General features: G+C 50.8%; 10 protein-coding genes. All 10 read right to left on the bottom strand.

Features of this window, described 5'->3' with window-relative positions; genetic code table 11:
- Positions 1–264: 264 nt before the first annotated feature.
- Positions 265–1,680: a phosphopyruvate hydratase gene (gene eno, locus MJZ25_02055; GenBank protein MCQ2122947.1), complete on the bottom strand. Its 1,416-nt coding sequence runs from the start codon at positions 1,678–1,680 to the stop codon at positions 265–267.
- 111 nt (positions 1,681–1,791) lie between these two features.
- Positions 1,792–2,763, bottom strand: a complete 972-nt coding sequence (locus MJZ25_02050) for a hypothetical protein (GenBank protein MCQ2122946.1) — start codon at positions 2,761–2,763, stop codon at positions 1,792–1,794.
- An 8-nt stretch (positions 2,764–2,771) separates the two neighbouring features.
- Positions 2,772–3,773 (bottom strand): hypothetical protein, encoded by a 1,002-nt coding sequence (locus MJZ25_02045; protein MCQ2122945.1) that lies wholly within the window; start codon positions 3,771–3,773, stop codon positions 2,772–2,774.
- A gap of 32 nt (positions 3,774–3,805) precedes the next feature.
- Positions 3,806–4,552: an outer membrane beta-barrel protein gene (locus MJZ25_02040; protein MCQ2122944.1), complete on the bottom strand. Its 747-nt coding sequence runs from the start codon at positions 4,550–4,552 to the stop codon at positions 3,806–3,808.
- A gap of 21 nt (positions 4,553–4,573) precedes the next feature.
- Complete coding sequence (locus MJZ25_02035; protein MCQ2122943.1) at positions 4,574–5,194, bottom strand: hypothetical protein; 621 nt, start codon at positions 5,192–5,194, stop codon at positions 4,574–4,576.
- A gap of 160 nt (positions 5,195–5,354) precedes the next feature.
- Positions 5,355–5,831 carry a 30S ribosomal protein S7 gene (gene rpsG, locus MJZ25_02030; protein MCQ2122942.1) on the bottom strand — a complete coding sequence of 159 codons (477 nt, stop codon included), beginning with the start codon at positions 5,829–5,831 and terminating at the stop codon, positions 5,355–5,357.
- A 20-nt stretch (positions 5,832–5,851) separates the two neighbouring features.
- Positions 5,852–6,241 (bottom strand): 30S ribosomal protein S12, encoded by a 390-nt coding sequence (gene rpsL, locus MJZ25_02025; protein MCQ2122941.1) that lies wholly within the window; start codon positions 6,239–6,241, stop codon positions 5,852–5,854.
- A 68-nt stretch (positions 6,242–6,309) separates the two neighbouring features.
- Complete coding sequence (gene rpoC / locus MJZ25_02020; GenBank protein ID MCQ2122940.1) at positions 6,310–10,755, bottom strand: DNA-directed RNA polymerase subunit beta'; 4,446 nt, start codon at positions 10,753–10,755, stop codon at positions 6,310–6,312.
- A gap of 1 nt (position 10,756) precedes the next feature.
- Entirely contained in the window at positions 10,757–15,028 is a 4,272-nt protein-coding gene (gene rpoB / locus MJZ25_02015; GenBank protein ID MCQ2122939.1) for a DNA-directed RNA polymerase subunit beta, read from the bottom strand.
- A 189-nt stretch (positions 15,029–15,217) separates the two neighbouring features.
- On the bottom strand, positions 15,218–15,396 hold a 179-nt coding region (locus tag MJZ25_02010; GenBank protein MCQ2122938.1), incomplete at its 5' end, for a ribosomal protein L7/L12.

The following is a 15,396-nucleotide window of genomic DNA, read 5'->3' as shown; positions in this document are numbered from 1 at the left end:
TTAAAAAACAAAATGTTTTTTTATTTGGGAAAATATCGTTTACAGCGAGTAATAAAATCGCAACACCGATTTTCAACAGTTTCCAAAAGTTTACAAAATAGGACAGAACCGCCATTCCCATTTTTTCCGCGACATAGGTGAAGCCCTCATCAATAACGGGATCTGATGAATTAGTTTGTACAAAATCAAAAAGTTGCGACCACAAAAAAAAAGAAAGCCCCGACCTAAGTCGGAGCTCTCTTCAATTTCTAACAGAGTTAAAAATTACTTAGCGCACTTTTTGCAAGCGGCCTTCTTAGCAGCCGGCTTTGCAGCCTTAGCAGCCTTACGCGGATCACCAGCGTAGACAGCAGCCTTGCCAAGTTCTTCTTCGATGCGGAGAAGACGGTTGTACTTGCAGACGCGGTCGGTACGAGAGAGAGAACCGGTCTTGATCTGGCCAGCAGCGGTACCAACAGCGAGGTCAGCAATGAAGGTGTCTTCGGTTTCGCCGGAACGGTGAGAAACGATCGGAGCATAGCCTTCGTTCTGAGCGCGCTTGATAGCAGCGAGAGTTTCAGAAACGGAACCAACCTGGTTCACCTTGATGAGGATAGCGTTGGCGATGCCAGCCTTGATGCCTTCGTCGAAGATGGTCGGGTTGGTAACGAACAGGTCGTCACCCACGAGGTTGAGCTTAGAACCGAGCTTGTCGGTCATAACCTTCCAACCTGCCCAGTCAGCTTCATCGAGACCGTCTTCAATGGAGAAGATGGAATACTTGTCGATGAGCTTTTCATAGAGCTTCACCATGTCAGCAGACTTGAGGGTCTTCTTGGTGGACTTCTTGAAGGTGTAGGTTTCCGGCTTGCCGTTCTTGGTGTTCTTGTCGCAGAATTCAGAAGAAGCAACGTCAAGAGCGATCTTGATGTCGGTGCCGAACTTGTAACCAGCATTGGTGGTTGCAGTCTTGAGAGCGTCGAGAGCCTTTTCGAGGGTCATAACGCCAGTGATTTCATAACCGAACTTGTTCTTAGCCGGCTTGATGGAAACACCAGGAGCGAAGCCACCTTCGTCACCAACGGTGGTGTCGAAGCCAGCCTTCTTAAGGACAGCCTTAAGAGCGTGGAAGATTTCGGTCACCATCTGGAGACCCTTGGAGAAAGTCTTAGCGCCAACCGGAGCGATCATGAATTCCTGGAAGTCGATCGGAGCGGAAGAGTGAGCACCGCCGTTGATGACGTTGCACATCGGGCACGGGAGAGTGAGCTTGGTGGTGCCGTGCATCTTAGCGATGTACTGGTAGAGCGGCATCTTAGCGTCGTTAGCAGCAGCAACGCAAACAGCCATGGAAACGCCGAGGATAGCGTTTGCACCGAGCTTGTTCTTGAGCATGCGGTTGCCGTCGAGAGCGATCATAGCGTCATCGATTTCGACCTGCTTGGAAGGATCCATGCCGACGAGCTTCTTAGCAATCTTGGTGTTGACGTTCTTAACAGCGGTGAGGGTGCCCTTACCGAGGTAGGTCTTCTTGTCGCCGTCGCGGAGTTCGCAAGCTTCGCGTTCACCGGTGGAAGCACCACTCGGGACAGCTGCGTGACCGGTCACGCCGTTTTCAAGAGTAACATCAACTTCGAGAGAAGGATTGCCGCGAGAGTCGAGGATCTGGCGAGCAACAACGGATTTGATTTTAGAAGCCATTATTTGACCTTTGGTTAGAGTGAAAAAATTTCAACTACACAAAATATAGAACAATTGTGAAAATGTTTGTAGTAAAGGGTGAAAGAAATGGGGGCGAAAAAGAACAAGTAATCAATGGAAGCAAAGCCCCACGAACATCCCCATATATTTCCAAACACCATCAACCTTCTTGAATTTGAAAATATCACAGCCGCTAGGTAGGTAAGCCTCTCCCTTGTCCAAATACAGATTCACATGATCAAAGGAACTCGAGCCGTAATCAAAACACATATCGTATTGATTCAAACTGGTTTCAATGGGCATAAATCCGTTCATGTCATAACGATCATACTCGAACTCCATTACCCCCTTGAGGCGATTACACCCTGAAAAAATATCCAGTTCTTCCTCATCATCATACGTCAAGAATATTCTCTTGTATTTCGTTCCTCTCGTATCAACGCACAAGGTATCTGCATATATGTAATCCCGAGCTTCACAGTTACTTTCGTAATCCCCTATTGAATCAAGGACTAGTCTCATAGTACCCGGGGCTTGCGGTCTTCGAGGTTTCTGAACACAAGGCTGTGTGGTATAGGCAACATTCATTCTTTCAACGAAATATTCATTCCTGCCAGTTTTCGTGTACCACGCCAAAAGAATCTTGCTTAATTCTTTTAATGTGTCATTTTGCAACACCCTGTCTTTACAGACAAGTTCTGATCGTTGGTGCAATCTTTCGAAGTAGGGATAACTTAAAGCCTTGATAGAGTCGGCGATTTTGGTCCGCTTCACAGTCAATATTTCATCAGTGCGTCCCGAGTCCTCAGGATATAGCAAACTCGGCACCTTTGTCTTTACAGCATACTGCTGAAAAATTTCATAAGCGCGTTTCAGTTGAATGAATGCAGTATCATTTTCTAGACGAGCCTCCGTCGTATCCACCATTTTACAATAGGCATTTTCTCGAGCAGGATAATCCAACATCCACCATCTTACGGCTTCTTCCTTCCCCCCTTCAGGCTGGATAGCAAAACAAGAAACATTCACCATATAAAGGAGAATCAAGGCAAACACATAAAGAAACCGTTTACTAAAAGCCATCTGAAATCCTAGTTAATAAATCCGTCCACCGAAAAATTCACATATTTCCATACGCCATCAATTTTTTTGAAATTATATGCGGCAAGCCCGCTTTCGACGGTCGCCTTGCCATTTTCTAAATCCAGATTAATTCTCCCTATGTACGGGCCATAGTCAAAACACATGTCAACACTGTTGTAGCCAATCTCAAAAGGCAGGAATCCGTTCTTGTTGTATCGATCGTCTTCTACCTTCATACTTCCTGTCCAACGATCACAGCCCGAAAAGACGTCTAACGCTTCCTCATCTTCATTCGTCAAAAACATTCTCTTAAAATCAAGGCCTTTGGTGTCCACGCAAAGCGTATCAATTTTTTGATAATCCTCAAATTTGTTTCGGCATTCCTGAACAGTACGACCGATTAAATCAACGTAATCATCTACGTCTTCCATAACACATGGTTTCGTCGTATAATAGATTTCTGTTTTTTCAACAAAGTAATCTTTCTTGCCGTTTTTCAGATACCATGCCAAAAGTACGTCACTCAATTCTTTCAAGGTATCGTTATTCAAAACGCGATTCTTACAGACCTTTTCGGATCGCTGGTGGATTCTTTCAAAGAACGGATGATTCAACGTATTGACAGAATCAACAACTTTCGCCTGCTTTATAGAATCGCCCATTCTAACAACCCACACACGACCCCCCAACGCATAATCTACAGGATCGCCATCTTTTGGAATTTCAATAGACTCCTCATCCCAATTCAACTGTCGAAACGCTTCCATGTCAAAACGGGTCGTACGAATCTCTACGGCATACTTCTTAAAAATGTCATAAGCCTGAACCAGTTTCACGAAATCAGAATCTTTCTTCAGGCTAGCCTCAGTCGACTTCATCTTATCGTAGTAGGCTTTCTTTGACGCGCCATTGTCATTATCATAGCGCCCTTCAGGCAGCCTAGCAAAACACAAACTGCCAAGCCCGCACAAGCAGGCTAGCAACAGCACAATGAGCTTTTGACACTTCATGAATTAATCGACTCTAGCAAATTAAGAACAAACTAATGTCTAGACACGTGGATCTGCGCACCGATGGTGTAATAGCTCTCTGGTGCGATTCCGTCGGAATACCTGGCCGGGAAATCCCAGGAACCAATGATGGAGAAGCCCGTATCCCAACGGCCGGCGATAAGCCACTTCTGGCCGATTTCAACCTGGAGGCCCAGGCCCAAGTCGCTAAGGGTGGAACGGTGGTTCGCATATTCGGAATCGTCCGTAGATGTTTCTACAAGGGAGAAACCGCAGGAGGCGCCAAAGTAGAATCCGGACATGCGGGACATCGCCTCCGTGCCTCCGAAAGGCGTAAGCATAAAGCCTGCCGCGGCAGTGAAACGGGTGGAGCTGGACTGCTGCAATTCATACTTCTCATGGCCGATACACTTCTCCGCGTTGGTTTTCGCGTATGCGCAATCCTCGACAACAAAGTAGTCTTCGCCCTCATGGGAGCCATAACCCATGCTCAGGCCGAAGTCCCCAAACAAGGCGCCATACTCCCAGGCATAGCCCACCTTAAGATCAAAGCCAGGGCCAATGCCAGTAAACTTCTGACGGTCGGAATCCACCTTGACTGTGTTGGCGGAACTATCGCTATAGGTCTTGCCCGCATCCGTCTTGGAAACGTAGTAGGGCTTGTCCTCCACCTGGAAATAGGAGTAGGTCAGGCCGGTTCCAAGGTCCGCATAAAAGCCCGCAAAGGCACTGGCCGCAAGGGCAGAAACCATCAGCAAGGCAGCCTTGATAACCTTCATACAAACTCTCCTTTCTTAACCTTATTTTCTTGCAAACCTAACGCTCGCGCCAATAGAATATAGGTCATTTTCGTATTTACCCTCCCCATAGCGGACTGGTAAATCCACGGCCGAGGTTACAACGAAGCCCAATCTCCACTTTTCAGTAATAGGCCAGGTCTTGCCAAGCTCAAATGCAAGGCTAAAGCCCTGCTCCTCTATTTCGCAAGTAGAACCCATTGCGAAAGTGTCCATCATGCTCTGCCCTCTCCAGTCAGCGGCAATCATCATGATACCTGCCGATACACCGACAAAGGCGCCATGCATGGGAGAATCGCCTCCGTCAAAGGGATACCACGCGGTGCCGCCACCCAAGAAGAAGCGATAGCCGGAAGCATCCATACTACCGATGGAACCGAACACCTGGGAATACTTGACCGCCGCGAAGAAGACGAAAGACTGGCTGCTGTGAGCCCCGCCAAACTTGAGGTCAACCACAGGGCCTAGACCATCGAATTCCTTAGACGGATAGCCGTAATGAGAATGGGATAGCCCCAGTTCCACATCCATGAACAGTCGCGACTGACGCTTGACAGGTTCCTGAGCAAAAGCGAGTCCTGAAACCAGGACACACAACAACATGAAAACTTTAATCGAACGCATGGTTCCCCTTTTTTTTAACGCGCACCCAACAGCGCTAATCCCCACGCTTAATATAAGTAAAAAAGGGCCTGCGATTTCTCGCAGGTCCATTCTACAACAAAAAAGAACCTGCACCGTAAGTACAGGTTCTCTTCTAGGATATTCTTTACTATCGCAAGAATTAGAAACGGAAGTGAGCGAAAGCCTTGTTAGCTTCAGCCATCTTGTGGGTATCGTTCTTCTTACGGACAGCATTGCCTTCACCGTTCTTTGCAGCAACGAGTTCTGCAGAGAGACGCTGAGCCATGTTCGGTTCGGTGCGCTTGCGAGCTGCATCGAGCAACCAGCGGAGAGCCAGAGCCTTAGCGCGGTCCGGTGCAACTTCCATCGGAACCTGGTAGTTTGCACCACCGATACGACGGGACTTGACTTCGAGACGCGGCTTGATGTTGTCGAGGCACATTTCGAACTTTTCGAGAGCGGTTTCAGAACCTTCGATCTTCTTGTCGAGAGTTTCGAGGGTGGTGTAAACGATCTGTTCAGCGATGGTCTTCTTGCCCTGCTTGAGAACGACACCGACGAGTTCGGTAACGAGGGTAGACTTGTAACGCGGATCCGGGAGGATAGAGCGATGGAGAGCCTTTCTTCTTCTAGACATGTTTTACCTTCCTTTCCTTATTACTTCTTTGCAGGAGCGGCGCCCTTCTTCTTGACACCGTACTTGGAGCGACCGTTCTGACGACCGTTAACAGCCTGGGTATCCAGGGTGCCACGGATGATGTGGTAACGAACACCCGGAACGTCCTTCACACGACCACCGCGGATGAGCACGATGGAGTGTTCCTGGAGGTTGTGGCCTTCACCGGGGATGTAAGCGGTAACTTCCATCTTGTTGGAAAGGCGCACACGAGCGATCTTACGAAGAGCAGAGTTCGGCTTCTTCGGGGTGCTGGTATAGACACGGGTGCAAACGCCGCGCTTCTGGGGGCAGGACTTCAAGGCCACGGAAGCGGTCTTGTTGCTGATCTGTTCACGTCCGTTGCGGACGAGCTGTTGAATAGTAGGCACTTTATTAATCTCCTAGATTTTGGAGTGCAAATATAGTTCTTATTTCCAATTATTTCAAGTACTTAGGGTTAATTCTCCGAATCTTCTTCGTCAGAAGCACCGATTTCGTTGTCCATCATCTGGATTCCGGTATCGATTTCATCTTCGAATTCGACCTGAGTACTGTAAGGACGTGTCTCAGCTTCCAATGCTGCATCGGCATCGACCACCTGGACGTTCCTCAGATGGCGGGCACCGGTACCACACGGAATAAGACGACCCATAATCACGTTTTCCTTAAGGCCCATGAGCGGGTCCACGCTACCTTCGATGGAAGCGCGGGTAAGGATCTTAGTGGTTTCCTGGAAGGAACAGGCAGAGATGAAGCTGTCTGTTGCCAAGGAAGCCTTCGTGATACCAAGGAGCATCGGCGTGAAGGTCGCCGGAGTCTTGCCAACAGCTTCCAACTGGTCGTTGATGGCGCGGAGACGAGCCTTGGAAATTTCTTCGCCCGGAAGCAGTTCGGAATCACCAGAATCCTTGATCTTCACCTTACGCATCATCTGACGAACGATACATTCGATGTGCTTATCTGCGATAGCCACACCCTGCAGGCGGTAAACTGCCTGGATTTCGTTCACCAAGTGACGCTGGACTTCTTCAGGTCCGAGAACATCGAGGATGTCATGAGGATCTACGCTGCCTTCGCTGATCTTGTGACCAGCACGGACACGGTCACCTTCGTTGACCGCCAAGTGGACGCCGCGGGGAACCAGCACTTTCTCTTCCTGGTCGTCCATCTTGATAATAACAACTTGATTGTTGCGAACTTCTTCACCGTAGCTCACCAAGCCGTCGATCGGAGCGATGAATGCCTTGCCCTTCGGAACGCGAGCTTCGAAGAGTTCAGCAACGCGGGGAAGACCACCGGTAATATCGCGGGTCTTACCAGCTGCACGCGGCAACTTAGCAACAGTCTGACCAACGCTTACAGCATCGCCGGACTTCACGGTGAGGATAGCGCCGTCCGGAAGCATGTAGTTACCAATCTTTACGTTGTTGGCGTCTACGATGACGACTGCCGGATGGAGGTCCTTCTTACCGTGCTGCTTATCGCTAATCACGGTCCAGGTTTCAACGCCGGTAACTTCGTCAGTTTCGGAACGGTAGGTACGGTTTTCGACCATGTCCGCAAACACGACCTTACCAGCAACGTTACTGATAATCGGGCTGTTATACGGATCCCATTCGAACATCACGTCGCCCTTGTTAACGGAAGCGCCGTTAGTTACGGAGAGGATTGCACCATAAGGAATCTGGTAACGACCCTTATTAATGCCGGTCTTGTCAAAAATCACGAGTTCTGCCATACGGCTGGTCACGATCTTCTGGCCTTCGTGTTCAACGGTTTCAACGTCGGTCAATTCGACGCGGCCGTCAACGAGAGCCTTCTTGTTGTTTTCAACAGCAAGACGAGAGGAAGCACCACCGATATGGAAGGTACGGAGGGTAAGCTGAGTACCCGGTTCACCGATGGACTGTGCAGCGAGCACGCCCACGGCTTCGCCCAGGTCAACAGGGCGACCGGAAGCCAGCATACGGCCATAGCACTTGGAGCAGACACCGGTACGGGAATCGCAAGTGAGCACGGAACGCATCTTGATGTGTTCCAGACCAGTTGCGGTAATCTTCGGGAGGACGCGTTCGGTAACGAGTTCGCCAGCCTTCACGATCACTTCGCCAGTGACCGGATGCTTGATGTCTTCAACCGGTGCGCGACCGAGGAGACGTTCTTCGAGAGCGATGATGGTGTCATCACCGTCCTTGAATGCGGAAACTTCAATACCGTTGGTGGTACCGCAGTCTTCTTCGGTAACCACGAGGTCCTGACCTACGTCGACGAGACGGCGGGTAAGGTAACCTGCGTCAGCGGTCTTCATAGCGGTATCAGCCAAACCCTTACGAGCACCGTGAGAAGAAATGAAGTATTCCATTACGTTCAAACCTTCACGGAAGCAGGACTTAATCGGGTTTTCAATAACTTCACGACCATCGAGGGACTTAGTCGGCTTCTGCATCAAACCACGCATACCAGACAGCTGCTTAATCTGTTCACGGCTACCACGAGCGCCGGAATCAGCCATCATGTAAACGGGGTTGAAGCCGTCACGGTCACCGGAGAGAAGATCCCACTGCTTAGCAGCGACTTCTGCGGTGGTCTTAGACCAAACGTCAACAACCTGGTTGTAACGTTCGCCATCGGTAATCACACCGTCTTCGTACAGGCCGCGGATGCGGGACACAGCTTCTGCAGCCTTGTCGAGCATTTCCTGCTTTTCCTTCGGGATCACCATTTCGGCGATAGCCACAGAGGAACCAGCGCGGGTAGCCCACTTGTAACCATTGGCCTTCAGGTCATCAAGGTAGTCAACCGTGATGCGGTTGCCGGTACGACGATAGAGGTCGTCAATGGACTTGGCGATAACCTTCTTACCGAAGGTTTCGTTGGCGTAGCCGAGCTGCGGCGGAACGAATTCGTTGAAGATGATTCGACCGACAGTGGTCTTGATAATGTTTTCTTCCTTAAGGGTAAGGAACTTGATCTTGTCGCCAGCCTTGACGTTCACATCCCAGTTGCCGTTATCGTCGGCAGATTCACGGGTCATGACGCAATCCTTTTCCACAGCGCCGATGTAGATCTTGCGACCTGCAGGGAGCTTGAGGTAAACGTAGGCGTTCAGATCAACGACACCGTTTTCGTAAGCACGGACTGCTTCAGCGGCGTCAAAGAAGTGCATGCCTTCGCCCTTGCGACCCGGACGGGGCTTGGTCAAGTAGTAAAGACCGAGCACGATGTCCTGGCCCGGCACAGCAATCGGCTGACCGGATGCCGGGTGAAGAATGTTGTTGGAAGACAGCATGAGGACGCGGCATTCCAACTGAGTTTCGAAGGAAAGCGGAAGGTGGCAAGCCATCTGGTCACCGTCGAAGTCTGCGTTAAATGCAGTACAGACGAGGGGGTGGAGGCGGATTGCATTACCTTCGATGAGCTTCGGGTAGAAGGCCTGGATACCGAGGCGGTGAAGCGTCGGAGCACGGTTCAACATAACCGGATGGTCTTCAATAATTTCTTCGAGGATGTCCCAAACTTCAGGACGTTCTGCATCAACGTACTTCTTAGCGGACTTGAGGGTATATACGATACCTTCTTCTTCCAAACGCTGGATGATGAACGGCTTGTAAAGTTCCAAGGCCATACGCTTCGGGAGACCGCACTGGTGCATGCGAAGTTCCGGACCGACGACGATCACAGAACGACCAGAGTAGTCAACGCGCTTACCGAGGAGGTTCATACGGAAGCGACCCTGCTTACCCTTCAAGAGTTCAGCGAGGCTCTTCATCGGACGTGCGGAACCAGTACGTGCGGTACGACGGCCGCTATCGAACAGCTGGTCCACTGCTTCCTGCAGCATACGCTTTTCGTTGCAGAGAATGACGTTCGGGGCACGGATGTCAATGAGCTTCTTCAAGCGGTTGTTACGGTTGATGACGCGACGATAGAGTTCGTTCAAGTCGGAAGTAGCGAAACGGCCACCTTCCAGCGGAACGAGCGGGCGCAGATCAGGCGGAATCACCGGAAGAACGTCGAGGATCATCCAAGACGGCTGGTTAGCCAGCAAGCGGGATTCGGACGGATACTTTGCGCGGAATTCGTCGTATGCGTCAGCGACAATGAACTTGTCGTGAGAAGCTTCGTAGGAAACCTTGAATTCAGCAACGGCTTCTGCGAGACCACGGAGCCACGGCTGCTGAGCATCCTGCTTCATAGCCTTTTCCGGGTTTTCGTAGTAGTTACGGAAGCTGTCGCGCTGAGACTTCAGGAAAGCGTCAACGATCTTCAAACGCTTCAGGGCGTCTTCCTGCTTGGTGCGGGACTTGGACTGAGCCTGAATGCGGAGATCTGCAGAAAGTGCAACGAGGTCAACGCGGTCGAGGAGCTGCTTAATAGCAGATGCACCCATCTTGGCATCGAACTTACGGCCTTCAGCGGAGAGGTCCTGATACTGGGCTTCGTCGATGAGGGTGTTCGGAGCGAGGTCAGTGGTACCCGGGTCGATCACTACGTACTTTTCGTAGTAGATGATGTTGTCCAGGTCCTTGGTGCTCAAGTTGAGGAGGGCGCCAATGACGCACGGCTGGTTACGAACGAACCAGGTGTGGGTCAGAGGAATGGCCAGTTCGATATGGCCCATGTACTTACGACGGACGTTGGAGTGAGTCACTTCAACACCGCAACGGTCACAAACGACACCCTTGTAACGGATACGCTTGAACTTACCGCAGTTACATTCCCAGTTCTTCACAGGTCCGAAGATCTTTTCGCAGAAAAGACCATCCTTTTCGGGCTTGAAAGAACGATAGTTAATGGTTTCCGGCTTGGTCACTTCGCCGTGAGACCAGCTACGGATCATTTCCGGAGCTGCAAGGTGAATGGAAATATCACCAGAATTTTCACGTTCAATTTCTTCGACCATATTACTTGTCTCCATTGGTCTGGATGTTCAGACCCAAAGAACGAACTTCGCGGATCATAACGTTAAAGGATTCAGGTACACCCGGCTTCGGAGTGTTCTGACCATGAACGATGGCGTCATAGACCTTGGAACGGCCCTGGACATCGTCAGACTTGACGGTGAGGAGTTCCTGCAAGGTGTAAGCGGCACCGTAAGCTTCCATAGCCCACACTTCCATTTCACCGAAGCGCTGACCACCGAACTGGCTCTTACCGCCGAGAGGCTGCTGAGTAACCAGAGCGTAGGAACCGATAGAACGAGCATGAATCTTGTCGTCTACCAAGTGGCCCAGCTTGAGGTAGTACATGTAACCGATGGTAACCGGGTTGAGGAATGCTTCACCGGTCTTACCGTCGTAAAGCTTTGCCTTACCAATGATCTTGCCATTGTCCGGATCCATTTCGTAGTTAACGATCGGGTTCTTTTCGTAAGCCTTCTTAAGTTCTTCACAGATGTCTTCGAACTTTGCACCGTCGAACACGGGAGTCGTAACCTTGAAGCCGAGGGTCTTTGCAGCCCAGCCCAAGTGCACTTCCAGCACCTGACCGATGTTCATACGAGAAGGCACGCCCAGCGGGTTCAGAAGGATCTGAAGCGGACGACCGTCTTCGGTGAACGGCATGTCTTCGACCGGAACGATCTTGGACACGACACCCTTGTTACCATGGCGACCTGCCATCTTGTCACCGATGGAGAGGCAACGCTTCTTGGCGATGTAGACCTTGACGGACTTGAGAACGCCCGGCTTGAGTTCATCGCCCTTAGTCACCTTGTCAATTTCCTTTTCCATGGTGCGGGTAAGGGTATCGAGGTTATCACGTGCAACGAGCACGAGGGTGAGGACACGTTCCTGGAGTTCGTCGTCGCCGACAACGAAGGTAGAAGCCGGAGAAACCTTGGTCACGTCGATCATGGCGAGGTTCTGTTCGGTATAGGTAGTGCCTTCGCGAATCAGGAGTTCGTGAGTTTCGTTGTCCATCACCTTGCCGGCAGCCTTGCCGCCGAGGAGTTCGAACAAGTGTTCGGAGCAGGAATCCTTGATCTTGTCGATCTGGGTCTGGAAGTTAGCGCGGATTTCTGCGATAGTTTCCTGATCCTTTTCCTTGCTGTTCTTGTCAGACTTTTCCTTCTTGCTGAAGATGCGGGTTTCGAGCACGATGCCCTTCATTCCCGGAGGAGCCTTCAGAGAAGAGTCGCGGACATCGCCGGCCTTTTCACCGAAGATTGCACGGAGCAAACGTTCTTCAGGAGAAAGTTCGGTTTCGCCCTTCGGAGTAACCTTACCGACGAGGATATCGTCAGCGGTAACTTCGGCACCAACGCGGATCACACCGTTTTCGTCCAAGTTGCGGAGAGCATCTTCGCCAACGTTGGGGATTTCGCGGGTCAGTTCTTCCGGACCACGCTTGGTGTCGCGAACTTCCAATTCGTATTCTTCGATATGGATGGAAGTGAAGGTGTCCTTGATAGCCAATTCTTCGGAGATGATAACTGCGTCTTCGTAGTTATAACCATTCCACGGCAAGAAGCCGATGAGAATGTTCTTACCGAGAGCCAGTTCACCGTGGTCAGTGGAAACGCCGTCAGCCAGCACGTCGCCAGCCTTGACGAAGTCACCAACGTTAACGATGGGCTTCTGGTTGATGCAGGAATCCTGGTTGGAACGTTCGAACTTGCGGAGAACGTATTCGTCGATAGGATCCTTGCCGAGGAATTCATAGTCTTCGCCGAGACCGGTGAGCGGAACGAAGTTGCCGTCGACCATGTCGCCGCGTTCAACGACAACGTTACGAGCGTCAACGAACTTCACGCGACCGTCGTGCTTAGCACGGACAACGGTACCGGAGTCGAGAGCGGCACGACGTTCCAGACCAGTGCCAACGACCGGAGCTTCTGCGCGGAGCAGAGGCACAGCCTGACGCTGCATGTTGGAACCCATCAATGCACGGTTAGCATCGTCGTGTTCAAGGAACGGGATAAGACCTGCTGCAACGGAAACGATCTGCATCGGAGCAACGTCCATGAGGTCGATACGTTCAGTTTCCATGTCATCCAGTTCGAAGGAATCCTGACGCATGAGGTGAGTGTATTCACTCTTGTCACGAACGATTACGAGACCGTCCATGTCGCCCTTGAAGCGATTGTCGTCAGTGAGTTCGGTGGAAGCCGGAGCGACGCGGAAGGAGTCTTCTTCGTCAGCGGTGAGGAAGGTGATGTAGTCGGAAACGATCTGTTCGACACAGTTGCCGACCTGTTCGTAGTCAGCCTTGCCGTTGAAGTTTTCAACGGTGAAGCCGTTACGGTAGTAGGTCACCTGACCATCAGCATCCTTGAATGCAAATACTTTGTTCACAAAGCCATCGAACAAGTCACGCTGGGTGTTGTCCAAAGTCATGCGGACCTGGTCCATCTGCTTCTTGGAAAGTTCAAGTTCCAGGAACAGGTGCGGGTCATGAACGAAAGCCTTGAAGATACCGAAATGCCACTTGGATTCCGGAACCTTTACAGTGTTGCCCTTTGCGTCCTTGAAGTCAATGAGGCCCACGATACGGTACGGGGTTTCAATGAAGCCGAAGTGGTTAACAACAGCGAAGGAAGCGAGGGAGTTGATAAGACCGATGTTCGGGCCTTCCGGAGTTTCGATCGGGCAGAGACGGCCATAGTGAGTGTAGTGCACGTCACGGACTTCGAAGCCTGCGCGTTCGCGGGAAAGACCACCAGGACCGAGAGCGGAGAGACGACGCTTATGAGTCAATTCAGAAAGCGGGTTCATCTGGTCCATGAACTGGGACAGCTGGCTGGAGCCGAAGAATGCCTGGACGACGGTGGACACCATGCGGGTGTTGACCAGTTCACGAGGAGTGGTCTGTTCGTCTTCACCGTGGAGGTTCAGGTTTTCGCGGATGACGCGAGACATACGGCTGAGGCCAACGGAAATCTGGTTAGCGAGAAGTTCGCCAACGGAACGGGTACGACGGTTGCCCAAGTGGTCGATATCATCGAGAGCGTAACCTTCGGTGCCGTTGTAGAGGCCGACCATGTATTCGATGATGGCAAGGAAGTCTGCCTTGCTCATGGTCATGGTATTGAGGGACGGAATCTTGAATTCCGGACCAAGTTCTGCGAGGACTTCGCGGATTTCGGCCTTGTTGTAAATCTTGGTGTTCAAGCGGTAACGACCGACTTCACCAAGGTCATACTTGTGCGGATCGGAAATGAACTGGCTGTCGAAGTAGATTTCGGCAGTGCGCATATCCGGAGCTTCGTCCTGCTGCTGATGAGTGACGGAGTAGATAGCCTTGAGAGCATCTTCACGAGACTTGGTCTTGTCTGCAGCGAGGGTGTAGTGGATGAGGAGGTTGTCTTCTTCCTTGGAGAGGAGAACGATAGATTCTACGCTGCTCTCGCGGAGGCGGTCCAACTTCTTTTCGTCGATAACAGTGTTGGCTTCGAGAATAACTTCGCCAGTGCTGGTGTCGATGATGTCTTCGAAAATGATGCGGTCGATGAGAACGCAAACGCCGTTTTCATCGAACTGTTCGGACATTTCAGCAACGTTGACAGTTTCGGTCTTCTTGTAGAAGAGCTTGAGAATGTCCTGAGTGGTTTCGAATCCGATGCAACGAAGCATGGCAGATGCAGCCAACTTCTTCTTACGGTCGATGATGAGGTAAAGGATGTCACCTTCGGTGTTGAATTCAACCCAAGCACCACGGTGCGGGATGATACGGCTCTTGTAGTCGTCACGACCGGTAACCTGCATTTCCTTGTCGAAGCTGACACCGTAGGAACGATGCAACTGGGAAACGACAACGCGTTCAGCGCCATTGACGATGAACGTACCATTTTCAGTCATGATCGGGAGTTCGCAAACGAGAACGTCATTCTTGACTTCTTCCTTGAGCTTGCGGTCTTCGCCGTCTTCTTCAAAAATCTGCAAAGACAGAGTGGCGAACAATTCCATGGAGTAAGTAAGTCCACGTTCGCGGCACTCGGGGATGCTGTATTTCGGGATGCCGAAATAGTAACCTTCGTAATTAAGGGAGTAGAGACCCTTGACGTCAGTAATCGGGAAAATGTCCTGGAACACGCGTTCCAAGCCAACCTTGAGACGTTTTTCTTGCGGAATATCCTTCTGGAGGAATTGCTCGTACGAAGCCTTCTGGACTTCAATCAGGTACGGGAGTTCCAACTGGAATTTGTTGGAGGAGTATGACTTTCTCTCCGTGGTCATTTGAAATACCTCATCCGGTAAAGAGCTAAATGTTGGCACCAAAGGTAGAAAAATATTAAGAATGACTATCTTCTTGACCTTGCTGCCATGGGCTTTTTTCGGTAGAAAAAGCAGAAAATCTTAATACACCAAAAGCCCGCACGGAAGTGCAGGCGATTGGCGTAAAAAAGATTCAGTGAAGTGAAAGCATTACTTCAGAGCGACCTTTGCTCCGAGATCTTCCAATTCCTTCTTGAGCTTTTCAGCGTCAGCCTTCGGCATAGCTTCCTTAACGACGCTGTTGGCCTTTTCGACGAGGTCCTTAGCTTCCTTAAGGCCGAGACCGGTGATAGCGCGGACAGCCTTGAGGACGTCCATCTTCTTAGCAC

Source organism: Fibrobacter sp. (assembly GCA_024399065.1).
Taxonomy (GTDB): Bacteria; Fibrobacterota; Fibrobacteria; order Fibrobacterales; family Fibrobacteraceae; genus Fibrobacter.
The sequence above is the reverse complement of the archived record's forward strand: the minus strand, read 5'-3'. Positions and strand labels throughout refer to the sequence as shown.